General features: G+C 72.7%; 23 protein-coding genes. 16 read left to right on the top strand and 7 right to left on the bottom strand.

Annotated features, from left to right (window positions below):
• The 10 genes from folP (at position 1) to Bra3105_RS03950 (ending at position 8,677) form a co-directional block, all read left to right on the top strand.
• Entirely contained in the window at positions 1–918 is a 918-nt protein-coding gene (folP, locus tag Bra3105_RS03995; protein ID WP_228358698.1) for a dihydropteroate synthase, read from the top strand.
• Positions 915–1,832, top strand: coding sequence for a 2-amino-4-hydroxy-6-hydroxymethyldihydropteridine diphosphokinase (folK, locus tag Bra3105_RS03990; RefSeq protein ID WP_228358697.1), 918 nt, complete (start codon positions 915–917; stop codon positions 1,830–1,832). The genes folP and folK overlap by 4 nt, the downstream gene beginning before the upstream one ends.
• Positions 1,832–2,335: a DUF3180 domain-containing protein gene (locus Bra3105_RS03985; RefSeq protein WP_228358696.1), complete on the top strand. Its 504-nt coding sequence runs from the start codon at positions 1,832–1,834 to the stop codon at positions 2,333–2,335. Before folK ends, Bra3105_RS03985 begins: the two co-directional genes overlap by 1 nt.
• A 90-nt stretch (positions 2,336–2,425) precedes the next feature.
• Positions 2,426–2,929, top strand: a complete 504-nt coding sequence (locus Bra3105_RS03980) for a PH domain-containing protein (protein WP_228358695.1) — start codon at positions 2,426–2,428, stop codon at positions 2,927–2,929.
• Positions 2,926–4,626 (top strand): PH domain-containing protein, encoded by a 1,701-nt coding sequence (locus Bra3105_RS03975; RefSeq protein ID WP_228358694.1) that lies wholly within the window; start codon positions 2,926–2,928, stop codon positions 4,624–4,626. The genes Bra3105_RS03980 and Bra3105_RS03975 overlap by 4 nt, the downstream gene beginning before the upstream one ends.
• On the top strand, positions 4,623–5,519 hold the full coding sequence (locus Bra3105_RS03970) for a Rossmann-like and DUF2520 domain-containing protein (protein WP_200503862.1): 897 nt from the start codon (positions 4,623–4,625) through the stop codon (positions 5,517–5,519). Before Bra3105_RS03975 ends, Bra3105_RS03970 begins: the two co-directional genes overlap by 4 nt.
• A 46-nt stretch (positions 5,520–5,565) precedes the next feature.
• Entirely contained in the window at positions 5,566–6,420 is an 855-nt protein-coding gene (panC, locus tag Bra3105_RS03965) for a pantoate--beta-alanine ligase (protein WP_228358693.1), read from the top strand.
• 50 nt (positions 6,421–6,470) lie between these two features.
• Positions 6,471–7,994, top strand: coding sequence for a lysine--tRNA ligase (gene lysS, locus Bra3105_RS03960; RefSeq protein ID WP_228358692.1), 1,524 nt, complete (start codon positions 6,471–6,473; stop codon positions 7,992–7,994).
• Between the two features lies 1 nt (position 7,995).
• On the top strand, positions 7,996–8,181 hold the full coding sequence (locus Bra3105_RS03955; RefSeq protein WP_228358691.1) for a hypothetical protein: 186 nt from the start codon (positions 7,996–7,998) through the stop codon (positions 8,179–8,181).
• A 166-nt stretch (positions 8,182–8,347) separates the two neighbouring features.
• Complete coding sequence (locus tag Bra3105_RS03950; RefSeq protein WP_200503858.1) at positions 8,348–8,677, top strand: histone-like nucleoid-structuring protein Lsr2; 330 nt, start codon at positions 8,348–8,350, stop codon at positions 8,675–8,677.
• Between the two features lie 91 nt (positions 8,678–8,768).
• Here the strand turns inward: Bra3105_RS03950 and Bra3105_RS03945 are convergent, their stop codons facing one another.
• Positions 8,769–9,707, bottom strand: coding sequence for an aldose 1-epimerase family protein (locus tag Bra3105_RS03945; RefSeq protein WP_228358690.1), 939 nt, complete (start codon positions 9,705–9,707; stop codon positions 8,769–8,771).
• A 20-nt stretch (positions 9,708–9,727) separates the two neighbouring features.
• Positions 9,728–11,215 (bottom strand): malate:quinone oxidoreductase, encoded by a 1,488-nt coding sequence (locus Bra3105_RS03940; protein WP_228358689.1) that lies wholly within the window; start codon positions 11,213–11,215, stop codon positions 9,728–9,730.
• 215 nt (positions 11,216–11,430) lie between these two features.
• Between Bra3105_RS03940 and Bra3105_RS03935 the strand changes: the two genes are divergently transcribed.
• From Bra3105_RS03935 to Bra3105_RS03920, 4 genes are all read left to right on the top strand, one after another.
• Positions 11,431–12,345, top strand: a complete 915-nt coding sequence (locus tag Bra3105_RS03935; RefSeq protein WP_228358688.1) for an alpha-L-fucosidase — start codon at positions 11,431–11,433, stop codon at positions 12,343–12,345.
• A 138-nt stretch (positions 12,346–12,483) separates the two neighbouring features.
• Positions 12,484–15,123 carry an ATP-dependent Clp protease ATP-binding subunit gene (locus tag Bra3105_RS03930; protein WP_228358687.1) on the top strand — a complete coding sequence of 880 codons (2,640 nt, stop codon included), beginning with the start codon at positions 12,484–12,486 and terminating at the stop codon, positions 15,121–15,123.
• Between the two features lie 103 nt (positions 15,124–15,226).
• Positions 15,227–16,120, top strand: a complete 894-nt coding sequence (locus tag Bra3105_RS03925) for a DedA family protein (RefSeq protein ID WP_228358686.1) — start codon at positions 15,227–15,229, stop codon at positions 16,118–16,120.
• A complete protein-coding gene (locus Bra3105_RS03920) occupies positions 16,117–16,632 on the top strand; it encodes an amino-acid N-acetyltransferase (protein ID WP_200503855.1) in 516 nt (171 codons plus the stop codon). The genes Bra3105_RS03925 and Bra3105_RS03920 overlap by 4 nt, the downstream gene beginning before the upstream one ends.
• Positions 16,633–16,647: 15 nt before the next feature.
• On the opposite strand, the gene Bra3105_RS03915 is transcribed toward Bra3105_RS03920, so the two are convergent.
• From Bra3105_RS03915 to Bra3105_RS03895, 5 genes are all read right to left on the bottom strand, one after another.
• Positions 16,648–17,559, bottom strand: coding sequence for an HhH-GPD family protein (locus tag Bra3105_RS03915; RefSeq protein WP_228358685.1), 912 nt, complete (start codon positions 17,557–17,559; stop codon positions 16,648–16,650).
• A gap of 177 nt (positions 17,560–17,736) precedes the next feature.
• Positions 17,737–18,165, bottom strand: a complete 429-nt coding sequence (mscL, locus tag Bra3105_RS03910) for a large conductance mechanosensitive channel protein MscL (protein ID WP_228358684.1) — start codon at positions 18,163–18,165, stop codon at positions 17,737–17,739.
• A 76-nt stretch (positions 18,166–18,241) separates the two neighbouring features.
• Positions 18,242–18,877: an SAF domain-containing protein gene (locus tag Bra3105_RS03905; RefSeq protein ID WP_228358683.1), complete on the bottom strand. Its 636-nt coding sequence runs from the start codon at positions 18,875–18,877 to the stop codon at positions 18,242–18,244.
• Between the two features lie 91 nt (positions 18,878–18,968).
• Positions 18,969–19,310 (bottom strand): FmdB family zinc ribbon protein, encoded by a 342-nt coding sequence (locus tag Bra3105_RS03900; RefSeq protein WP_228358682.1) that lies wholly within the window; start codon positions 19,308–19,310, stop codon positions 18,969–18,971.
• A 178-nt stretch (positions 19,311–19,488) separates the two neighbouring features.
• A complete protein-coding gene (locus Bra3105_RS03895) occupies positions 19,489–20,103 on the bottom strand; it encodes a 5-formyltetrahydrofolate cyclo-ligase (RefSeq protein ID WP_228358680.1) in 615 nt (204 codons plus the stop codon).
• Positions 20,104–20,155: 52 nt separating this feature from the next.
• On the opposite strand from Bra3105_RS03895, the gene Bra3105_RS03890 reads away from it, so the two are divergent.
• Together Bra3105_RS03890 and Bra3105_RS03885 are read left to right on the top strand one after the other, a co-directional pair.
• Positions 20,156–20,782 carry a GNAT family N-acetyltransferase gene (locus Bra3105_RS03890; protein ID WP_228358679.1) on the top strand — a complete coding sequence of 209 codons (627 nt, stop codon included), beginning with the start codon at positions 20,156–20,158 and terminating at the stop codon, positions 20,780–20,782.
• Between the two features lie 37 nt (positions 20,783–20,819).
• On the top strand, positions 20,820–21,764 hold the full coding sequence (locus tag Bra3105_RS03885) for a hypothetical protein (RefSeq protein ID WP_228358678.1): 945 nt from the start codon (positions 20,820–20,822) through the stop codon (positions 21,762–21,764).
• Positions 21,765–21,768: the final 4 nt, after the last annotated feature.

The raw sequence follows: 21,768 nt of genomic DNA, 5'->3' as shown, positions 1-21,768 counted from the left end.
ATGCGGACGCGCCCCGACGGACTGCCCGCGGACCTCGCGCGGGATCGCACCCTGGTGATGGGCATCCTCAACGTCACCCCGGACTCCTTCTCCGACGGCGGCGCCCACATGCGCCCCGAGCAGGCCCTCGACCACGCCGAGCGGATGCTCGGCGAGGGAGCCGCGATCATCGACGTCGGAGGCGAATCGACCCGGCCCGGCGCCGAGCGCGTCGAGGAGGCCGAGGAGCTGCGCCGCGTGATCCCCGTGGTCCGCGAGCTCAGCGCGCGCGGCGCGGTCGTGAGCGTGGACACCATGCGCGCCGCCGTCGCGGAGGCCTCCCTCGAGGCCGGCGCCCTCATCATCAACGACGTCTCGGCGGGCCTCGCCGATGCCGCGATGCCCGGGCTGCTCGCGCGCGCCCGGACCCGTCTGGGAGCGCCGCCGGTGGTGATCGCGATGCACTGGCGCGGCCACAGCGACGTCATGAACGACCTCGACGAGTACGCCGACGTCCCGCGGGACGTCGAGCGCGAGCTCGGGGCGCGTCTGGCGGCGCTGCGCGAGGCAGGGGTCGAGGACTCCCAGCTGGTCGCCGACCCCGGCCTCGGCTTCGCGAAGAACGGCGCGCAGAACTGGGAGATCCTTGGGGACTGGGACGCCCTGCTCGCCCATGACCTGCCGGTGCTCATCGGGGCCTCCCGCAAGCGCTTCCTGAGCACCCTGCCCGGGGACCGCGACGTCGCGACCGCGTCCGTCAGCGCCCTGTGCGCGCGCGAGGGCGCCTGGGCGGTGCGGGTGCACGACGTCGCGGCATCCGTGGCCGCCGTCGAGGTGGGGGCCCGATGGGCCGCCAGCGAGCGCGCGGCGCACCGCACGATGAGCGCGGACCGGTCGCCTCGGGCCGACGGACCCTCCCTCACGGGAGGCACCCGATGAGCGCCCTCGTCGTCCCGCCGGACCTCGCGCGGGCCCTGCACCCGGGCCCGCCCGACGCGATCGAGCTGATCGGCCTGCGGGCCCGCGGCCATCACGGGGTGCTCGAGCACGAGCGCCGCGACGGCCAGGACTTCCTCGTGGACCTGAGGATGGACGTCGACACCGCGCCCGCCGGACGGGCGGACGCCCTGGGCCGCACGGTGAACTACGCGGAGGTCGCCGATTCCGCCGTCGCCGAGATCGAGGGCGGTCCCCATCAGCTCATCGAGACCCTCGCTGCGCGCATCGCCGGGCGGATCCTCTCCGAGCAGATCCTCGTGCGCCGCATCGAGGTCACCCTCCACAAGCCGTCGGCCCCGATCCCGCACCCCTTCTCCGACGTGCGCGTGCGCATCGAGCGCAGCGCCCCCGCGACGCCTGCGGTGCTCGCACTGGGCACCAATCTGGGTGCGCGCGAGCAGCACCTCTCCCGCGCGCTCGCCCTGCTGCGCGCCGCCGACGGCATCGAGATCGACTGGACCGCGCCGGTCGTCGAGACCGACCCGGTGGGGGGCGTCGCACAGGACGCCTTCCTCAACACGGTCGTGGGCATCCGCAGCGAGCGCGGGCCGTGGCGCCTCCTCGACCTCGCCCACGCCCTCGAGGAGGACGCCCGACGCGTGCGCGAGGTCCGCTGGGGGCCCCGCACCCTCGACGTCGACCTCATCGCCTACGGCGACCTCGTCCAGGACGACGAGGAGCTGACGCTGCCGCATCCCCGCGCCCACGAGCGCGCCTTCGTGCTCGCGCCCTGGCATGCCGCCCGACCCGCGGCGGAGCTGCCCGGGCACGGCCCCATCGGCCCGCTCCTCGCGCGCGCCGAGGATCGCGACGGCGTGCGCCCCGGCCCCGCGCTCGGAGGGTTCGGCGCCTGATGCGCCCGCTCTCGGTGCCGACGCTCGTCGTCCTCGGTCTGCTCGCGACCGTGTTCGGCGCGGTGCTCGCGAACTTCGTGACCGGGCGCGGCGCCGTGCTGCCGGTGACCGGCTGGGTCACCGGGCTGCTGCTGCTCGCCCTGGGCGCCGTGCTGCTCGTGTGCGGCCTCCCGCTGCGCCGTTACACGAAGGAGAGTGAGGAGAGGCGGGAGAACCCGAGCACGGCCCCGCGCCGCCACTCGATCGACATGCTCACCGCCTTCCGCACGATCGTGTTCGCCCGCGCGTGCGCCTACACGGGGTCGATCGTCGGCGGCATCCAGCTCGGCCAGCTCGCCTTCTTCCTGTCCTCGGGCACGGGGACCGTCGTCGGCGCCCTGCTGCCCACGGGCTTCGGCGCCCTGTGCGGCATCGCCCTCGCGGTGCTCGGCGTGATCGTCGAGCGCTGGGGGACCCTCCCTCCGGACGACGGCGAGGGCGGGGCCCGCTCGACCGCCGCCTGAACCTCGCGAGCGACGCTGCGACGCAGGTCAGGGGTCGCCTCGGACGATCGTCGGGTGCCCCGGCGCCCGGCGGCCTGCGAGGATGGTCCCATGGACGATTCGACGCGACCCCAGCGGCTGGGCGGACGGGGACTCACCCCGGTCTCGCCGCGGCTCGTGCCCGCCCGTTACCTCGCCGCGGTCCCGTGGTGGGTGATCTCCCTGGCGATCGCGATCGCCTGCCTCGTGCTGGGACTGCGGCTGGGCTGGTGGTGGCTCGAGGTGCTCGCGATCGTGCCGATCCTCTGGTGCCTCCCCGGGGTTCTGCTCACGCCGCGCCGCGTGCGGGCGATCGGCTACCGGGCGGGGGAGGAGGAGCTGACCCTCGCGAGCGGACTCATGTTCCGCTCGGTCACCACCACGCCCTACGGCCGCGTGCAGTCCGTGGAGATCCACGAGGGCCCCGTCGAGCGCCGCTTCGGGATCGCCCGTCTGGCGTACTCGACCGCTTCCGACGAGGCCGACGGCACCATCCCCGGGCTCCCCCGCGAGGACGCCGAGGAGCTCAAGGAGCTGCTCACCCGGCGCGGCATCGAGAGGATGCAGTCGCTGTGAGCACCGAGGACGCAGCTCACGGACCGGCCGGGCAGGACGGTTCCCGTCGCACCCATCCGCTCACGCCCCTGCTGACCGGCTGGAAGATCTTCGCCGGTGTGATCGCGGTGATCGCGGCCCAGAACCTGGCACAGCTCGTCGGCGAGTTCACCGTGCGGCGCGCGCTGCTGGGACTGGGCGCGCTCGTGGTCGCCCTGGTCGTCGCGGTCGGCGTCAGCGCCCTGATCTGGTGGCGCACCACCTACGAGATCTCGTCCGACGGTGTCACGCGGCGCTCGGGCCTGCTCACCCGCACCGGCCGCACCGCTCCGCGCGAGCGCATCGAATCCGTGTCGGTCGAGCGGCCCGCGGTGCCGCGCCTGCTGGGCCTGGCGAAGGTGCGCGTCGAGTTCGCGGGCGGCTCCGAGTCCCATCTGGACATCGCGTACATCACGGCGGCCGATGCCGAGACCATCCGCACCGAGATCCTCGACGTGGCTGCCGGCGGGCCGGCCGGGCGGGCCGGGACGACAGGGGTGGTCGGCGCGGCCGCCGGCGGACCGGTCGACGGCGGTCCGGCCGTCGACGGGACGACCGCCGACGACCTGGCCGCCGGCGACGCCCCCGGCACTCCCGCGCAGGCTCCGAAGAGCGCGGAGGACGGGATGCCAGGCGCTCCCGCCCGCGATCGCGGTCTGCGCGAGAGCCTGCGCGAGGTCGCGTACGACGGCGTCACCGACGGCGATCTCATCGCGCAGATCCCCACCACGCGTCTCCTGCACGCGATGCTGCGCGACGTCGGCTGGCTGATCGGGCTGGTCGTCGGCGTGGTCTGGATCATCGTCACGGCGATCATCGCCTGGCGCACCGACGGCGCGGGCACCGGGCTGATCGCGGCCGCGCTGCCCGCGATCGTCGCCGTGCCGCAGGCCGTGCTGCACCGCCTCGAGGGCGGCTGGGGCTTCGTCTCCCGCGACACCGACCGCGGACTGCGCATGCGCCGCGGCCTGTTCTCCACCCGCACGGACAACCTCGGCGCCGGACGCGTGCAGGACCTGCGGCTGCGCCGTCCGCTGCTGTGGCGCGGTCCCGCATGGACCGAGGCGCGGGTGAGCGTCGCCGGGATCGGCGAGGACGACTCCTCGGCCGCGACCAGCGCCCTGCCCGTGGGCACGCGCGAGGAGCTGCTGCGCACCCTCGGCCACCTGCTGCCGACCCTCGGCACCGAGGACGACGCGGCGCTGCTGGACCGTCTGCTCACCGCCCGCGCGCGGGATCTGGGCGGCATCGGGCCGCGCCACCGGCTGTTTTTCATCGGTCGACGCACGCGCCGCGTCCTGCTGCTGCGCGGCGCGCTCGTGCTGCGCAGCGGCGTGATCACCGCGAAGGTGCAGATCGTCCCGCGCGAGCGCATCCAGGGCCTGGCCCTCGCGCAGGGTCCCGTCGGCCGCATGACCTCCACCGCGACCCTCACGGTCGGCGTCGCCGCGGCCCGCGCCGAGATCGCCGGCGTCGACATCGCCGACGTCCTCGAGCTCGAGGACGCTTTGCGCCCGGACGCCGCGCAGGGCCGCCGCTACCGTGATCGCGACGACTGGCCGCGGCCCCCGCTCGGGCCCGACGCGCACGCGCCGTCGGCCCCCGCGCCGGCCATCGCTCCCGACTCGGCGCCCGCCCCCGTCTCGACCCCCGCCCCGGCCCCGGGGGACGACGCATGAGCGCCCCGCGCCTGGGCGTCGGCATCATCGGCGCCGGCCGCGTCGGCGCCGCCCTCGGCGCCGCCCTGCGCGCCGAGGGGCACGCGATCACCGGTGCCTACGCCGTCTCGGACGCCTCCCGCGAGCGCGCCGCGCAGATGCTCCCGGACGTCCCCCTGCTCGAGGTCGACCGGATCGTCGAGCGCAGCGAGCTCGTCCTGCTCGCCGTGCCCGACGACCAGCTCGCGCCGCTGGCCGCGGGCATCGCCGCGACGGGCCTCGCCCCCGGCGGGCAGATCTTCGCCCACACCTCCGGCCTGCACGGCATCACCTCCCTCGCCCCGCTCGAGCGCACCGGCGCGATCGCCCTCGCCCTGCACCCGGCGATGACCTTCACCGGCACCGCCGCGGACCTCCCGCGCCTGGTCGGCTGCCCGGTCGCCGTCACCGCCCGCGAGGCCTTCCTGCCGATCGCCCAGGCCCTCGTCGTCGAGATCGGCGCCGAACCGGTGACCCTTGCCGAGGGGGATCGCGCGCTCTACCACGCGGCCCTGTCCCACGGCGCGAACCATCTGGTGGTGCTCGTGGACCAGGCGCGCGAGCTGCTCGCCAGGATCGGCATCGACCAGCCGGGGGAGTACCTGCGCCCCCTCATGACCGCCGCCCTGGAGGAGTCCTTGCGGCGCGGTGCGAACGCCCTCACCGGACCGGTCTCCCGCGGCGACGCCGGCACCGTCGAGGCGCACCTGTCCGCGCTCGCCGAGGCCGACGGGACGGCGGGCGCCCTGTCCCCGGGCGACAGCGCCCGCACCTACCGGGCGCTGGCGCGCGCGGCGCTCGCCCGCGCGGGACTCGGTGCGGCCGAGGAGCGCGCGATCCGTGAGATCCTGCGGGAGCCCGGCGCAGAGGAGTGACCTGCGGGCCGACGCGCGTCGGAACGGGCGGGACCAGGAGGAGCAGATGACGAAGCCGGCCACGCAGCTGGTGACGACGAAGGACGCCCTGCGCGCCGCCCGCGCGCGGCTTGAGGGGCCCGTCGCGGTGGTGATGACGATGGGCGCCCTGCACGAGGGGCACCTGAGCCTCGTCCACCGCGCCCGCGAGGTCGCCCGCCACGTGATCCTCACCGACTTCGTGAACCCCCTCCAGTTCGGACCGGGCGAGGACCTCGAGACCTACCCGCGGGATCTCGACGCGGACCTCGCGCTCGTGGACGGACTCGTCGACCTCGTCTTCGCCCCGTCGGTCGAGGAGATGTACCCGGTGCTCCCGCCCGCCGTGAGCGTGAGCGCGGGCCGGCTGGGCACCGCCCTCGAGGGAGCCGCCAGGCCCGGGCACTTCGACGGCGTGGTCACGGTCGTCACCAAGCTCCTGCAGCTCACCGCTCCCGAGGTTGCCGTGTTCGGCCGCAAGGACGCCCAGCAGCTCGCGATCGTCCAGGCCCTCGTGCGCGACCTCGACCTCCCGGTCCGCATCGAGGCGGCGCCCATCGTCCGCGAGCCGAGCGGGCTCGCGCGCTCGAGCCGCAACGTGCGCCTGGACGCCGAGGGCCGCGAGCACGCCCTCGCCCTCTCGCGGGCCGTGCGCGCCGCCGAGGCCGCCGCGCCGTCGGCCCCCGGGATCCGCGCGGCCCTCACGGACGCCGTCGCCGCGGGGTCGCCCGGGGTGCGCTGGGACTACGCGCTCGCCCTCGACCCCGTGACCTTCGAGGAGATCGCCGACGAGCACGACGGCGAGGTGCTCGTCGTGATGGCCGCGCACGTGCACGGGGTGCGCCTGCTGGACGCCGCTGTGGTGGAGGCGACACCGTCCTGAAGACCACCCCGCCTGGGATACTCCGTGCCGGTGATGCGAGAATCACCCCTATGACTGCACAGCCCCCCAGCGATCAGCATCGCGCCCCGGACGCCCTGGACACCTCCGACCAGATCGCTGTCCGCAAGGCCAAGCGCGAGCGGCTGATCGAGCGGGGCGAGGAGGCCTACCCGGTCTCCGTGCCCGTCACCACCACGATCGCCGCGGTGCGCGAGGCCTACGGCCACCTCGAGGCCGGACAGGAGACGCAGGACGTCGTCGGCGTCGCCGGGCGCGTGGTCTTCCAGCGCAACACCGGCAAGCTCTGCTTCGCGACCGTCCAGGACGGCGCGGGGGAGCGACTGCAGATCATGCTGAGCCTGGCCGAGGTCGGCGAGGAGCGCCTCGGCGCCTTCAAGGCCGATGTCGACCTGGGCGATCACGTCTTCTTCCACGGTCGCGTGGGCGCCTCGCGCCGCGGCGAGCTCTCGATCTTCGCCGACTCCTGGACGATGGCCGCCAAGGCCGTGCGCCCCCTGCCCGTGCTGCACGCCGACCTCTCCGAGGAGTCCCGCGTGCGCCACCGCTACGTGGATCTCATCGTGCGCGAGGAGGCCCGCGCCTCCGTGCGCCAGCGGGCCGAGGTCATGCGCTCCCTGCGGTCCTCCTTCCAGGACCGCGATTTCGTGGAGATCGAGACGCCGATGCTCCAGGTGATCCCCTCGGGCGCCGCGGCGAGGCCGTTCGTCACCCACATGAACGCCTTCGACATGGACCTGTTCCTGCGCATCGCTCCCGAGCTCTTCCTCAAGCGCGCGGCGGTGGGCGGGCTCGAGCGGGTCTTCGAGATCAACCGGAACTTCCGCAACGAGGGCGCTGATTCCACGCATTCGCCGGAATTCGCGATGCTCGAGGCGTATCAGGCCTACGGGGACTACAACACGATCGGCGAACTCACCCGTTCACTCATCCAGGAGGCGGCAGAGGCCGCGACCGGTTCCCAGGTCGTCACTCTCGCGGACGGCGAGGAATACGACCTCTCGGGGACCTGGGACCGGATCACCGTCTACGGGTCCCTCTCGGAATCCCTGGGACAGGAGATCACGCCGGAGACGACTCCCGAGGAGCTGCGGAGGATCGCGCGCTCGCTCGATCTGGATCTCGACCATCCGAAGTTCGGTCACGGGAAGCTCGTCGAGGAGCTCTTCGAGCACCAGGTCTCCGATCATCTCCACGCCCCCACGTTCGTCCGCGATTTCCCGGTCGAGACCAGCCCGCTGGTGCGCGCGCACCGGGAGACGCCGGGCGTCGTGGAGAAATGGGATCTGTACGTGCGCGGATTCGAGCTCGCGACCGGATATTCCGAGCTCGTGGATCCCGTCGTCCAGCGCGAGCGCTTCGAGCAGCAGGCGCGTCTGGCCGCCGCCGGCGATGACGAGGCGATGCGCCTGGACGAGGACTTCCTCGAGGCCATGGAGTACGCGCTCCCGCCCACCGGCGGCATGGGCATGGGGATCGACCGCCTGCTCATGGCGATCACCGGCCTGGGCATCCGCGAGACCATCACCTTCCCGCTCGTGAAGCCGGAGGCCTGAGATGGACAGCGGATTCCTCTACGAGGCAGGCTCCCTCCTCCCGCCGATCGGCGTCGGACTGCTGTTCTGGTTCACGATGCGCGCGATCCTGAGGGCCGACCGCCGCGAACGCGAGGCGGAACGGCAGGCGGAGCGCGAGCTCCGCGCCCAGCAGGGGAACTCAGGAGAGCATCCGGACGCGCCGTGACCGAGATTGTTATGAGATGGACAATGCCTGAGGCGTGATTCATCGGCCGGCGAACAGCGCGGTGCAGGAATTCGCGTTCGGATTGAATTCTCAGGTGCGGTGTGCAGATAATGGGGCGCGTCCAACATGAGTTAGGCGCTCCACACGCATCAAGGAGAACCATCCCATGGCACGGAAGACTTTCGTTGAACTCATCGACGACGTCGACGGGTCCAAGGCCGAGGAGACGGTGAGCTTCTCGCTGGACGGCGTCGCCTACGAGATCGATCTCTCGGACGAGAACGCGGAGAAGCTGCGCGCGGAGATCGGTGAGTGGGTCACCCGTGCGCGCCGCGTGGCCGGGCGCCGCATCCGCGGCACGGGAAGCGGCTCCACCTCCAGCTCCTCGAACGATTCCGCGAAGATCCGCGTCTGGGCCCGCGAGAACGGCCGCGAGGTCTCGGACCGCGGCCGCATCCCCGAGGAGCTCCGCCAGGCCTACTACGCCGCCAACTGACGGCGCGACGGCCTCCTGCACGAGGGCCCCGGGACGCATCAGCGTCCCGGGGCCCTCGTGCATGCTCGGACGGTCGCGCCGTCCCTCGGCGTCACCAGCCGCGGATGCTCCAGGAGGCCATGTGCTCGGCCCCGGGGGAGAGCCGCACCAGGTCCTCGCCGCTGCGGAACGCATCGGGCGGGCAGGTCATCGGCTCCACGGCGAGTCCCTTGCGGTCGTTCTCCGGCTCCGGGCGGTCGCCGGTGTGGACCTGCACCCACGGGCAGGCGCCGTCGGCCGAGATCTCCACCCCGGTCCCGCCGGGTGCGGTCGCCGTGACGCGCCAGCGGCCGTCGGCCTCGGCGGAGAGATCGGTGAAGGCGTGGTCGAGGAAGCGGCCGGCGATCGGGCGCGACAGCCGCAGATCGAGATCCGAGCCCTCCTCGATCGCGCGGGTGCCGACGGGCAGCAGGCGGTCCGGGGTCACCTCGAGGACCGTCGCGGCCGGGCAGGACAGCGTCCACTCGTCCAGCGGCTCGGGGCCCGCGAGCAGGTACGGGTGCGGGCACACCCCGTAGGGGGCGTCGGCCGATCCGACGTTGCGGGCGGTGACCGTGGTGGTCAGGCCGCTCTTGGCGTCGAGCCGGTGCTCGACGCGCAGCTCGAGCGCGAAGGGGTACCCGGTGGTCGGGTACAGCACGGTGCGCAGCGTGAGCGCCGCGGTGCTCTGCTCGGCGACCTCGAAGGCCTGGAAGCTCAGCAGCCCGTGGAGGGCGTTGTTCCGCTCGACCTCGGTGATCGGGACCTGCAGCTCCCGCCCATCCCAGGTGTACCGGCCGTCGCCGATGCGGTTCGGCCACGGGGCGACGACCGCGCCGCGGTAGAAGAGCATCGGGCCCTCGGCGGGGCTGCGCAGCAGCAGGTCGCGCCCGCCCACGGTGAGCGACTCGAGGGTCGCGCCGACCTCGGACACCTCGGCCGCGTACTCGCCGGCGGCGATCCTGTGCAGAGCGCCGCGATCGCGCACGCTGCCGGAGGTTGTCACGTCCATCGTCTCCTCGGCCATGGCGGTCAGCTGTCCTCGAGGCCCAGCAGGTGGGCGGTGCGGGCGAGGGACGCCGAGGCCGCCGCCGGGTCCTCGGCGAGGTGGGTGCCGAAGCTCGGGATGATCTCGCGGATCCGGGACTCCCAGGTGCCGAAGCGGTCGGGGAAGACCTTCTCGAGCATGCCCAGCATGATCGTGGTGGCGGTCGAGGCGCCGGGCGAGGCACCCAGCATGCCGGCGATCGAGCCGTCGGCCGCGGTGATCAGCTGCGTGCCGAACTGCAGCACGCCCACCTTCTTGGGATCGGGGGCGATGACCTGCACCCGCTGACCGGCGGTGATGAGCTCCCAGTCGTCCGCGCGGGCCGAGGGCATGTACTCGCGCAGCGCGTCGAAGCGCTTGGCGGGCGAGGCGATGAGCTCGCCCGCGAGGTACTTCATGAGGTCCAGGTTCGGCGGGGCGACCGCCATCATCTGCGCGATGTTGCCCGGCTTGATCGACTCGAACAGATCGAGGTTCGAGCCGGTCTTGAGGAACTTCGGCGACCAGCCGGCGTAGGGGCCGAACATGAGCGCCCGCTTGCCGTCGATGTAGCGGGTGTCCAGGTGCGGGACGCTCATCGGCGGGGCGCCGACGGCGGCCTTCCCGTACACCTTCGCCTCGTGGCGGTCGATGATCTCGGGGTCGGTGCAGCGCAGCCACTCTCCGGAGATCGGGAATCCGCCGAATCCCCGGATCTCGGGGATCGCGGAGTCCTGCAGGATCGGCAGCGCGTTGCCACCGGCGCCCACGAACACGAAGGGCGCGCGGACCACGCGCACCTCGCCGGAGGTCGAGCGGGCCATCACGCCCCAGTCGCTGCCCATGCGGCGCAGGGAGGTGACCTCCCAGCCGGTGGAGACCGTGGTGCCGGCTCCCTTCGCGACGTCCAGGAGCTCGCGGGTCAGGCGCCCGAAATCGACGTCGGTGCCGTCGGGGGAGTAGGTCGCGGCGATCGTCTCGGTCTCGGGACGGGCCTCGGTGACCAGCGGCGCCCACTCGCGCAGCTGCTCGTGGGACGTCGTGAACTCCATCGAGTCGAACAGCGGGTTCTTCACGAGCGCATCGTGGCGGCGGCGCAGGTAGTCCACGCTCTCCATGCCGTGGACGAAGCTCATGTGCGGCACCGGGTTGATGAAGGCGCTGGGGTCCTCGATCTTCCCGGTCTCCACGAGGTGCGCCCAGAACTGGCGGCTGACCTGGAACTGCTCGTTGATCGAGATCGCCTTCGCAGGGCTCACCGAGCCGTCGATGTCCTGCGGGGTGTAGTTCAGCTCGCACAGGGCGCTGTGGCCGGTGCCGGCGTTGTTCCAGCCCTGGCTGGACTCGAGGGCGACGTCGTCGAGCTTCTCGAGCACCTCGATGCGCCAGCTCGGCTCGAGGTCGGTCAGCAGGGCCGCCAGGGTCGCGCTGGCGACCCCACCCCCGATCAGCACCGCATCCGCTCGGGTCACGTCCACCGTGAGCTCGCCCATGACACTCCCGTCCTCATCGCTGATGTGCTCCGAAGAGGCTACCCCGGTCCACCTGGGCGGGGTGCTCGACCGACGGAGGGCGGGTTGTGGTCCGCGGCACGGCGGGGCGTCGTCCGGCCCGGGCCCGTGGAGTTCGAGCGCAGCACGATGAGGCGCGCGAGTGCGCACCAGCGCGCCGCTCCGGGCCCCGGCCGGAACTCTGATGAGGTGGGTGCATGTCCGACGACGTGCATCCCGAGGCCCCGCAGCAGCCCGTCCCACCGCTGCAGCCGAGCGACCCCCTGCGGCCGACGCCCGAGCAGCTTGCATGGCAGCGCGAGGGGCTGGGCGTGTTCTTCCACGTGGGCGTGAACACCTTCGCCGGACTGGAATGGAGCGACGGGACCCTCTCGCCCCGCATCTTCGACCCCACCGATCTGGATGTCGACGAATGGGTGCGCATCGCGCACGACCTCGGTGCCGCCTACGTGGTGCTCACCGCCAAGCATCACGACGGGTTCTGCCTGTGGCCGACCGCGACCACCGACTACAGCGTGCGCGCGAGCCTGTGGCGGCAGGGCCGCGGCGACCTCGTCGCCGAGGTCGCCGCGGCCTGCGAGCGCTGGGGACTCGGTCTGGGTCTGTACCTCTCGCCCTGGGACCGGCACGCACCCGAGTACGCGGATCCCGCGCGCTACGACGCCCTCTACCTCGCGCAGCTGCGCGAGCTGTGCGCGGGGTACGGGCCCCTCCACGAGCTCTGGTTCGACGGCGCGGGCTCGGCGGGCCGCGAGTACGACTGGGAGGCCATCGGCGATCTCGTCGACGAGCTGCAGCCGGGGGCGATGGTGTTCACCATGGGGCGCGCGACCATCCGCTGGGTGGGGAACGAGGACGGCCAGCGCATCCGCCGCCACCGGATCCTCGACGCCGAGTGCCGGGAGCTCGCGGCCGGCGGCACCGTCGGCGTGCGCAGGATCCACAGGCTCGCCGCGCCCGTCACCGCCGAGGTGCTCCAGCTGGAGATCGAGGGGGAGGGTGCCGCGCTCGATGCGGCCTGCGTGCACGACGCCCGCGGAATCGTCGTCCCGGACCTCTCCGGCGCCCGGCCTGCCCTGACCACGGCGCCGGACGGACCTCTGCCGGCGTGACCGCTGCCGGGGCGACCGCCGCCGGACTGATCTGCGGGTCCCGGTCGCGCGCCGTCACGCCCGCGGCGAACAGCCATCGATCGATGGTGGGGTTCCGACTAGTCTCGATCCATCACCACCGCCCGATGGGGGAGAGACATGTTCGAACGCTTCACCGACCGCGCGCGGCGCGTCGTCGTCCTCGCACAGGACGAGGCCCGCCTGCTGAACCACAACTACATCGGCACCGAGCACATCCTGCTCGGCCTCATCCACGAGGCCGAGGGCGTGGGCGCGAAGGCCCTCGAGGCGCTCGGGGTCACCCTCGACGCCGCCCGGGACCAGGTGCGGGACATCATCGGCGAGGGGAACCAGGCCCCCACGGGTCATATCCCCTTCACGCCGCGCGCCAAGAAGGTCCTCGAGCTCTCGCTGCGCGAGGCGCTCCAGCTGGGCCACAACTACATCGGCACCGAGCACATCCTGCTCGGCCTGCTGCGCGAGGGCGAGGGCACCGCGGTCAAGGTGCTCTCCCGTCTGGGCGCCGAGCCCGCCGCGGTGCGCCAGGAGGTCATCGAGCGCCTGTCCGGCTACCAGGGCAAGGAGCCCGCGAACGCGGGCGGCCCCGCGGAGGGCCAGCCCGCCGGCTCGCTCGTGCTGGACCAGTTCGGCCGCAACCTCACCCAGGCTGCGCGCGACGGCAACCTCGACCCGGTCATCGGCCGCGAGCACGAGGCCGAGCGGGTCATGCAGGTCCTCAGCCGCCGCACCAAGAACAACCCGGTGCTGATCGGCGAGCCCGGCGTGGGCAAGAGCGCCGTCGTCGAGGGCCTCGCCCAGTCGATCGTGCGAGGCGACGTGCCCGAGACCCTCAAGGACAAGCAGCTGTACACGCTGGACCTGGGCTCGCTGGTCGCCGGCTCGCGCTACCGCGGTGACTTCGAGGAGCGCCTCAAGAAGGTGCTCAAGGAGATCCGCACGCGCGGCGACATCATCCTGTTCATCGACGAGATCCACACTCTCGTCGGCGCAGGGGCGGCCGAGGGCGCGATAGACGCCGCGAGCATCCTCAAGCCGATGCTCGCCCGCGGCGAGCTGCAGACCATCGGCGCGACCACGCTCGAGGAGTACCGCAAGCACATCGAGAAGGACGCCGCGCTCGAGCGCCGCTTCCAGCCGATCCAGGTCGACGAGCCCTCGATCGCCCACACGATCGAGATCCTCAAGGGGCTGCGCGACCGCTACGAGGTGCACCACAAGGTGACCATCACCGACGGCGCCCTCGTGGCCGCGGCGAACCTCTCGGACCGCTACGTCAACGACCGCTTCCTGCCGGACAAGGCGATCGACCTGATCGACGAGGCCGGCGCGCGCCTGCGCATCCGCCGCCTCACCGCGCCGCCGGAGCTCAAGGAGTACGACGAGAAGATCGAGGACGTCCGCAAGCGCAAGGAGGAGGCGATCGACGGCCAGGACTTCGAGAAGGCCGCCTCGCTGCGCGACGAGGAGCAGACCCTCAAGACCGAGCGCGACGAGCGCGAGGACGCATGGCGCAACGGCGAGACCGACGCGGTGACCACGGTCTCCGAGGAGGTCATCGCCGAGGTGCTCGCCGCCTCGACCGGCATCCCGATCGTCAAGCTCACCGAGGAGGAGTCCTCGCGACTGCTCCACATGGAGGACGAGCTGCACAAGCGCGTCATCGGGCAGAACGAGGCCATCAAGGCGCTCTCGCAGGCGATCCGCCGCACCCGCGCCGGCCTCAAGGACCCCAAGCGTCCCGGCGGCTCGTTCATCTTCGCGGGCCCCACGGGCGTCGGCAAGACCGAGCTCGCCAAGGCCCTCGCGGAGTTCCTGTTCGGCGACGAGGAGTCCCTCATCCAGCTGGACATGTCCGAGTTCGGCGAGAAGCACACGGCCTCGCGGCTGTTCGGCTCGCCCCCCGGGTACGTCGGCTACGACGAGGGCGGCCAGCTCACGGAGAAGGTGCGTCGCAAGCCCTTCAGCGTGGTGCTGTTCGACGAGGTGGAGAAGGCCCACGTGGACATCTTCAACTCGCTCCTGCAGATCCTCGAGGACGGCCGCCTGACCGACTCGCAGGGCCGCGTCGTGGACTTCAAGAACACCGTGATCATCATGACCACGAACCTGGGCACCCGCGACATCGCCAAGGGCGTCTCCATGGGCTTCACCGCCGGCGGGGATCTCTCCACCGACTACGAGCGCATGAAGTCGAAGGTCCACGAGGAGCTCAAGCAGCACTTCAAGCCCGAGTTCCTCAACCGCGTCGACGACGTGGTGGTCTTCCCGCAGCTCTCCCAGGAGGAGATCGTGCAGATCGTCGACCTCATGGTCGCCAAGCTCGGCACGCGCCTCGCGGAGAAGGACATGGACATCGAGCTCACCGAGGGCGCCAAGGAGCTGCTCGCGGAGAAGGGCTATGACCCCGTGCTCGGCGCGCGTCCGCTGCGCCGCACGATCCAGCGGGACATCGAGGACGCGCTCAGCGAGCGGATCCTGTTCGGCCAGGTCTCGGCGGGCGACCACATCGTCGTCGACTCCGAGGGCGAGGGCCTGCTGGGCGAGCTCGTGTTCCGCCGCCGCACCGACGGCGGGTCCCTCGAGCCCCTCTCGGACGACGTCTCCGTCAGCGCGATGACGGAGGCCCGCACCGAGGACGCCGCCCACCCGGACGTGCCGGAGGGCGAGAGCTCCTCCGGGAACGACGACGGGAGTGACGCGGGCACCGGCTCCGGCACGGAGTCCTCCGCGGACACCGATGTGAGCTCTTCGCGCTGACCTCCGGGTCGGCAGAGCAGCAGTGAGCGCCCGGCGTCCCTGAGGGCGCCGGGCGCGGTCGCCGGAGGCACGGCGCAGTCGGACGGAGAGGCGGAGCGCGATCGTGGGAGTGGGCACGTTCCAGGCGTGGATGTCCGGTCTTCAGGACTGGATCGTCGCCGCGGGCGATACCTGGTGGGTGCACCTGGTGGTGTTCGCGCTGTGCGCGATCGACGCCTTCTTCCCCACGGTCCCGAGCGAATCGGTCATCGTCGCCCTGTCCTCCCTGTGGGCGTCGTCCTCCGTGCCCCCGATCTGGCTGACGGTGCTCGCCGCCTGGGGCGGCGCCTTCCTGGGCGACAACATCGCCTACCTCATCGGACGCACCGTGGGCTGGCAGCGCTTCGGCTTCTTGCACCGCGGACGCGGACTGAAGGCGGTCCAGGCGGCGGAGCGCGGCCTGGACCGGCGAGCCCTGCTCTTCCTCATGACCGCCCGCTACATCCCCTTCGGCCGCACCGCCGTGAACCTCACGGCCGGTGCGGTCCGCTATCCCTGGCGCCGGTTCTGGCACCGCTCGCTCGCGGCGACCTTCGTGTGGGCCGTGTACTCGTGCGGCATCGGCGCCGTGGCCGGAAGCTGGTTCGAGGACAATCATCTGCTGGCCATCACGGTCGCCGTGGTCATCGCGGTCGTCGTGGCCCTCGTCGTCGAGCGCCTGGTCTCCCTCATGAACCATCTCCTGGACAGCCGCCACGAGCGTGCCGCCCAGCAGGCCGAGCAGGAAGCGGCACAGCGGGAGGACGTAGGCTCCGACGATCAGTCGGACGGCGCCGAGGTCGATGCGCAGAGCGGCGACGGTCCGTCCGCGGCGCCGCGCGAGACGACCGACGGCGTCGGCGCCCGGGCGAGTAGCGTCGGGGAGCACGAATCGTCGGACGAGGACCGATCGGCCGAGAACCCGGGGGCCGAGAGCGACGCCGACACGTACCCCCGAAGGACGGCATCCCCCGCATGAGCATCGAGCTGCGCCCCGCGCTCCCGGCCGACGTCCGGGCCATCGACCGCCTTGTGCAGCCCTTGGCCGCCCGCCAGATCCTGCTCGGCAAGGAGCTCGTGGTCTACTACGAGGCCATCCAGGAGTTCCTCGTCGCGGTCGACGAGGACGGCACCGTGATCGGCTGCGGCGCGCTCCACGTGATGTGGGAGGACCTCGGCGAGGTGCGCACCCTGGCCGTGAGCGAGGACGCGCGCGGCACAGGCCTGGGCCATCGCATGCTCGAGGCGCTCCTGCAGCGCGCCCGCGACCTGGGGCTCGAGCGCGTGTTCTGCCTGACCTTCGAGGTCGACTTCTTCGCCCGTCACGGCTTCCGCGCCATGAGCCCGGATCCGCTGCCGCCCGAGGTCTACGCCGAGCTGCTGCGCTCGAGCGACGAGGGTGTGGCGGAGTTCCTGGACCTCGCGCGGGTCAAGCCCAACACCCTGGGCAACACCCGGATGATCCTGCGCCTGGCCGACGCACCGGTCTGACCCTCGGCTCCGGCGTCAGGGCAGGCGCACGGTCCCGTCCTCGACCACCGCGAGCCCGTCGGCGACGAGGGAGTCCAGGCAGCGCGGCACCCTGTCGTCGGCCTCGTCGCTGCGCAGCTGCGCGATCCGCTCCCGGCTCGTGGGCCCCTCGCGCAGCAGCGTCATGATCCTGCCGCGCATCTGACGGTCGGTGCCCTCGAAGGCCTGGGTGCGGGCACGTGTCCCGGAGTCCGCCGGACGTCCCTTGGCCAGCCATGCGCAGTGCGGGGCCAGCGGGCAGATCTCGCAGTGAGGGGAGCGGGCCGTGCACACGAGCGCGCCGAGCTCCATCACCGCCTGGTTCCAGCGCACCGACCGCTCGGTCCCGGTGGGAAGGACCTCGGTGGCCAGCGCCCGCTGGGATGCGGTGAAGGTGCTGCCGGGGAAGGCCTCCCCGCGTACGCAGCGCACGAGCACCCGTCGGATGTTGGTGTCCGCGACCACCGCGCGCTCGTGGTGGGCGAAGGCGGTGACGGCGGCCGCGGTGTACTCGCCGATCCCCGGCAGAGCGCGCAGGGCGTCGAGCCCGACGGGCACCTCGCCGCCGTGCTCCTCGACGATCGCGCGGGCGCAGGCCTGCAGTCGCAGCGCCCGGCGCGGGTAGCCCAGGCGGTCCCATGCGCGCAGCACCTCGGCCGTCGGCGCCTCGGCGAGGTCCTGCGGTCGCGGCCAGCGGCGCATCCATTCCTGCCAGCGGGGGAGGACCCGCACCACGGGGGTCTGCTGGAGCATGATCTCCGAGACCAGGATGCTCCAGGCGCTCGCATCACTCGCCCGCCAGGGCAGGTCGCGGCCCGCGTCGGCGAACCAGTCGATCACCGCGTCGATCCCGCTGCCGTCGAGGAGTCCGACGGGATCGGGGACGGTCGCGGGGGAGTCGGCGGGCACTTGGGAACGGTACCGCACGGGCGGGGCCGCACAGTCTGCGCCGCTCGAGGTGAGCCGCCGGGCGGGCTTCCCTGCGATCGGGCATGAGAGACGGGGCGGGACCTTGTGGTCCCGCCCCGTCCGTGCGCCGCTCTCACGGCGTCATGCGGAGCCTCCGGCCGGGCCGGAGGGGTTCCTTCACTGCTGCGGGGTCTGCCCCGGGGTGCTCGAGTCCCTGTTCTGGAGGGCGTCGCGGATCTCGGTGAGCAGCGCGATGTCCTCCGGGGTGGCCTCCGGCGCGTCCGGGTCCTCGCCGCGACGGATCATGGCCATGCGACGGGCCTTGGCCATCGGCAGCACGAACACGAAGTACACCACCGCGGCGGTGATGAGGAACGTGATGACGGCGGAGATGACCGAGCCGATGTCCACGAACGTCTTGTCATTGCTGGCGATGACGTGGAAGCCCAGGCCGATGCCGTCCGCGCCGCCGGCCGCGGCCACGATCGGGTTGATGATGTACGTGACGAAGGCGGTGACCAGAGCGGTGAAGGCACCGCCGATCACGACACCGACGGCGAGGTCGATGACGTTGCCCTGCATGACGAAGTCCTTGAAGCCCTTCACGGTGCTTTCCTCACTGCTCGGAGACGCGGGGGATCGGGTGACACAGTGGATGCTGGGGAACCACCCGCTGGGGAGATTAGAACATGATCGCGATCTCGAGCCAGCCTTCACGCACGGCGTGAGCGACTTCTCCCGTGTGCGACGGATCCACGGCGACGAGGATCTCCACAGCATCCGTGCTGGACACGGCGCCCATCGGGCCCGTCGCCGTCGCGTCGGCCGGGACCTCGACGACCATCGCATCGATCCTGCGCGTGTCACCGGGCATCTCGGTCGAGACGACGAGACTGAGCTTGTCGCCCGGCGCGAGGTGCGGCAGCAGCGCGGGGGCCACGGGCACGACCACCACGGCCCGTCCCGCGAGCGGCGGAGACTGCGCCTCCTCACGCAGCCTCTGCGGGGCGAGGACCTCCCCGGCGCCCACGCTCCGCGAGACGCGCAGGCCCTCCAGATGAGAGGGATCCGAGGTCGAATCGTCGGGGACGAGAGCATCGGCGACCTCGGCCTCGCGCAGGTCCCCGGACCGGATCACCGTGCCCGCAGGGAGGTCGTGCGCGGCCACGAGCACGCCGCGCGCATCGGCCGACGCGGGCAGCAGGCCGGGCAGGACCGCGACCGCGAGCAGCGCGGCGAGCAGGATGCTCAGCAGGCGCCGGCGCCGACGGACGGCCCGGTGCCAGCGGGGGAGGGAGTCGTGCAGTCGTCGCAGCATGCTCCGACGCTAGGGCGAGCTGACGCGCGCCGGGCGTCGCCCGTCGTCGCTGTGGACGACGGGGTGAGGTGGAGGAACGGCGGCGGAGCGCTCAGTCCGCGGCGGAGGCGGCCGCAGGGGCCGCGGATGCGCCGCTCGACGCGCTCGAGGACTCCTTCGACGAGGAGGCGCTGCTCGAGGAGTCGGAGGAGTTCGAGGACTCGGACGAACTCGACGAACCCGAGGAGTCCGACGACGAGGCAGCGGTGCGCGAGGACGCGGAGTCCGTCGAGTAGAAGCCCGAGCCCTTGAACACGACGCCCACGCTGTCGAAGACCTTGCGCAGAGCGGACTGCCCGCACTCGGGGCAGACGGTCAGCGAGTCCTCGCTGAAGCTCTGGTACTTCTCGAAACGGTGGCCGCAGTTCTTGCAGGCGTACGCGTACGTGGGCACTAGGGTCCTCCACATCCAGGGTGATCGGCGCCTCCCGAGGCGCCCGCACGAGCTTACCGCCGCGCGGGACCGACCAGCAGGGCCGCCCGGGGTGATGCTCGCCGCGCCCCTCGTCGACAGCGTCGCGCAGAGAGCGCACCACCCGGGCGATGACCCCGGCCCGTCAGGAACCGAGCCGTCAGGAACCGAGCCGCTCCACCCCATCCGTGGTGAGCACGGCGTGCGCCGGGCGGTCGTGCGCCTCGCGCGGCAAGGCGCCCGGCGCCAGCACCTCCCAGGGATGGACGACGGCCACGACCGCCGTCGTGCGCGCATGCTCGAGCGCCCTGTCGTAATAGCCTCCGCCGTGCCCGAGGCGCGTGCCGGAGCGGTCCACGGCCAGGGCCGGGGCGAGCACGAGATCCGCCCGGGCCAGGGCGTCGGGCCCCTCGCGCGGTCCCGACGGCTCCCCGCCGAAGCCCCGCGCGGGAGGCGGCGCGAGCGGGGAGCAACCGTCCCATGCGGCCCAGTCGATCCGCTCGCCCGCGTGGACCGGCAGCAGGATGCGGTGGCCGCGGGCAGCGAGCACGCGCAGCAGCATCCGCACGTCGGGCTCGGTGGGCGTCGGGTCGAAGGCGGCGATCCGCAGCGGTCCCGTCGCGCGGGGCAGGAGGGCGAGCAGCTCGTCGGCCCGGCCCGCGAGGCGCGCGTCCTCGTCGGGCGCGCGGTGGCCGGTCGCGGCGCGCTCGGTGCGCAGTCCCGTGCGCAGGGCCTTCTTGCGCACGGCGGGGGTCTGCTGAGAGTTCTCCTCCACCGCCCCAGCATGGCACCGCGGATGCCGCCTCCGCGATGGCTACGATGCCCGGATGCCCCCTGTCTGGCCGCTCGTGCTCTCGGATGCGGAGCTCACCCTGCGCCCGCTGCGCCGTCGCGACCGCCGCGCCTTCGAGACGCTGCTGGTGCGCAACCGCGAATGGCTCGCGCCCTGGGACGCCACGGACCCCGAGCGCCGTCGGCCCCGGCCCAGCCACGGGGAGCTCCTGCGCTGGGCGGAGCGGGAGGGGCGCGCCGGTCGCCACCTCAGCCTGCTGCTGTGCGCGGACGGCCGGCCTGCGGGGCAGGTGAGCGCGGGACCGATCCTGTACGGCGCGCAGTCCTCGGCGACGATCGGCTACTGGATCGACCACGCGCGCGCCGGCCGCGGGTATGCGCCGCGCGGCGTCGCCCTGCTCATCGACCATCTCTTCGCCGAGGTCGGGCTGCACCGGGTGGAGATCAACATCCGGCCCGAGAACGAGGCCAGCCTGCGGGTGGCCCGCAAGCTCCACCTGCGCGAGGAGGGGCTGCGCGAGCGGTTCATCCATGTCGACGGCGCCTTCCGCGACCACCTGAGCTTCGCCATCACGGCCGACGAGGTCGAGACCGACGAGCGCGGCAGGGGAGTGCTCGCGCGGTATCGGCGCGAACACATGGGCGCCACGGGCGCGTCGTGACCAGCTGAATCACAGCCGTGTCATTAGGGTGGGCGAGGTGGAGACCTTCAACCTCGGGGCTGTCCTGTTCGCCCTCCTGCTGCTCGTCTGGGTCGGCTATGCCGTCCCGCGCAGCGCGGAGCGCCGGGAGCTGATCTCGAGAGCGCGCGACGCGATGCGCTCCAGGGACTCCCGCACCGCGCGGGATCTCTCCGAGGCCGCCCACTCCCGCCCGAGAGCCCGTGAGGTGCACGTCATGAATGACGACCGTCTGCTGCTGCGTCCCGCCGATCCGACCGCCCGCCCGCGCTTCGACGCGTCCCCGGGCACCCGTGTCGACCCCTTCGAGGAGGCCGGGCGCCAGCGACGCACCCTGCGCGTGGTGCTGCTCGCCCTGGCCCTGGTGACGATCGGGGTCGGCGTGCTCGCCGGCGTCTCGATACTGCCGGTGTGGAGCGTGCTGCTGCCGCTCGCGGTCCTCGCCGCCTACGTGGTGGGCCTGCGCCGCGCCGAGCTGGACCGCCGGTCCCGTCTGCGCCGCGCCGCCGAGCTGCGAGACGCCGGTACGACGGCGTCGGCCACCGCATCGAGCCCCGCCCGGAAGAGCGCCTCGGCCGAAGAGGCCTCGCAGGTCGCAACACCGACTGCTCGGTCGGACGAGCGCTCCACCAGCGCGACGACCGCGCGTACCCAGCCCGACGCCGCCGCGCAGACGGAGGAGCACGCGGAGCTCGGCGAGGAGATCGAGTCCGCGAGCGCCGCCCTCGCCGCGCCCGGAGAGTGGATCCCGCGTCCCGTGCCGCGTCCGTCCTACGCCCTGCGCGGAGAGGTCGAGGATCTCGCCACCCGCCACGCGGCCCACCGCAGCAGCGTCGCCCCGCAGCAGGTCGCGCTCGAGGTCGAGACCGACGACGTGGTCGACGAGGCCCTGCGCGAGGAGCCGCAGCGCACGCCCGCCTCGGATCTCGGCCTGGACGAGATCCTCGCGCGCCGCCGCGCCTGAGACC

It is taken from the genome of Brachybacterium halotolerans subsp. kimchii, from assembly GCF_020792675.1.
GTDB lineage: Bacteria > Actinomycetota > Actinomycetes > Actinomycetales > Dermabacteraceae > Brachybacterium > Brachybacterium halotolerans.
This window is presented reverse-complemented; position numbering and strand designations above follow the sequence as displayed.

Coding starts and splice junctions, on each gene's coding strand:
- folP (WP_228358698.1), top strand. CDS start 1: ATGCGGACGCGCCCCGACGGACTGCCCGCGGACCTCGCGCGGGATCGC.
- folK (WP_228358697.1), top strand. CDS start 915: ATGAGCGCCCTCGTCGTCCCGCCGGACCTCGCGCGGGCCCTGCACCCG.
- Bra3105_RS03985 (WP_228358696.1), top strand. CDS start 1,832: ATGCGCCCGCTCTCGGTGCCGACGCTCGTCGTCCTCGGTCTGCTCGCG.
- Bra3105_RS03980 (WP_228358695.1), top strand. CDS start 2,426: ATGGACGATTCGACGCGACCCCAGCGGCTGGGCGGACGGGGACTCACC.
- Bra3105_RS03970 (WP_200503862.1), top strand. CDS start 4,623: ATGAGCGCCCCGCGCCTGGGCGTCGGCATCATCGGCGCCGGCCGCGTC.
- panC (WP_228358693.1), top strand. CDS start 5,566: ATGACGAAGCCGGCCACGCAGCTGGTGACGACGAAGGACGCCCTGCGC.
- lysS (WP_228358692.1), top strand. CDS start 6,471: ATGACTGCACAGCCCCCCAGCGATCAGCATCGCGCCCCGGACGCCCTG.
- Bra3105_RS03955 (WP_228358691.1), top strand. CDS start 7,996: ATGGACAGCGGATTCCTCTACGAGGCAGGCTCCCTCCTCCCGCCGATC.
- Bra3105_RS03950 (WP_200503858.1), top strand. CDS start 8,348: ATGGCACGGAAGACTTTCGTTGAACTCATCGACGACGTCGACGGGTCC.
- Bra3105_RS03945 (WP_228358690.1), bottom strand. CDS start 9,707: ATGGACGTGACAACCTCCGGCAGCGTGCGCGATCGCGGCGCTCTGCAC.
- Bra3105_RS03940 (WP_228358689.1), bottom strand. CDS start 11,215: ATGGGCGAGCTCACGGTGGACGTGACCCGAGCGGATGCGGTGCTGATC.
- Bra3105_RS03935 (WP_228358688.1), top strand. CDS start 11,431: ATGTCCGACGACGTGCATCCCGAGGCCCCGCAGCAGCCCGTCCCACCG.
- Bra3105_RS03930 (WP_228358687.1), top strand. CDS start 12,484: ATGTTCGAACGCTTCACCGACCGCGCGCGGCGCGTCGTCGTCCTCGCA.
- Bra3105_RS03920 (WP_200503855.1), top strand. CDS start 16,117: ATGAGCATCGAGCTGCGCCCCGCGCTCCCGGCCGACGTCCGGGCCATC.
- Bra3105_RS03905 (WP_228358683.1), bottom strand. CDS start 18,877: ATGCTGCGACGACTGCACGACTCCCTCCCCCGCTGGCACCGGGCCGTC.
- Bra3105_RS03890 (WP_228358679.1), top strand. CDS start 20,156: ATGCCCCCTGTCTGGCCGCTCGTGCTCTCGGATGCGGAGCTCACCCTG.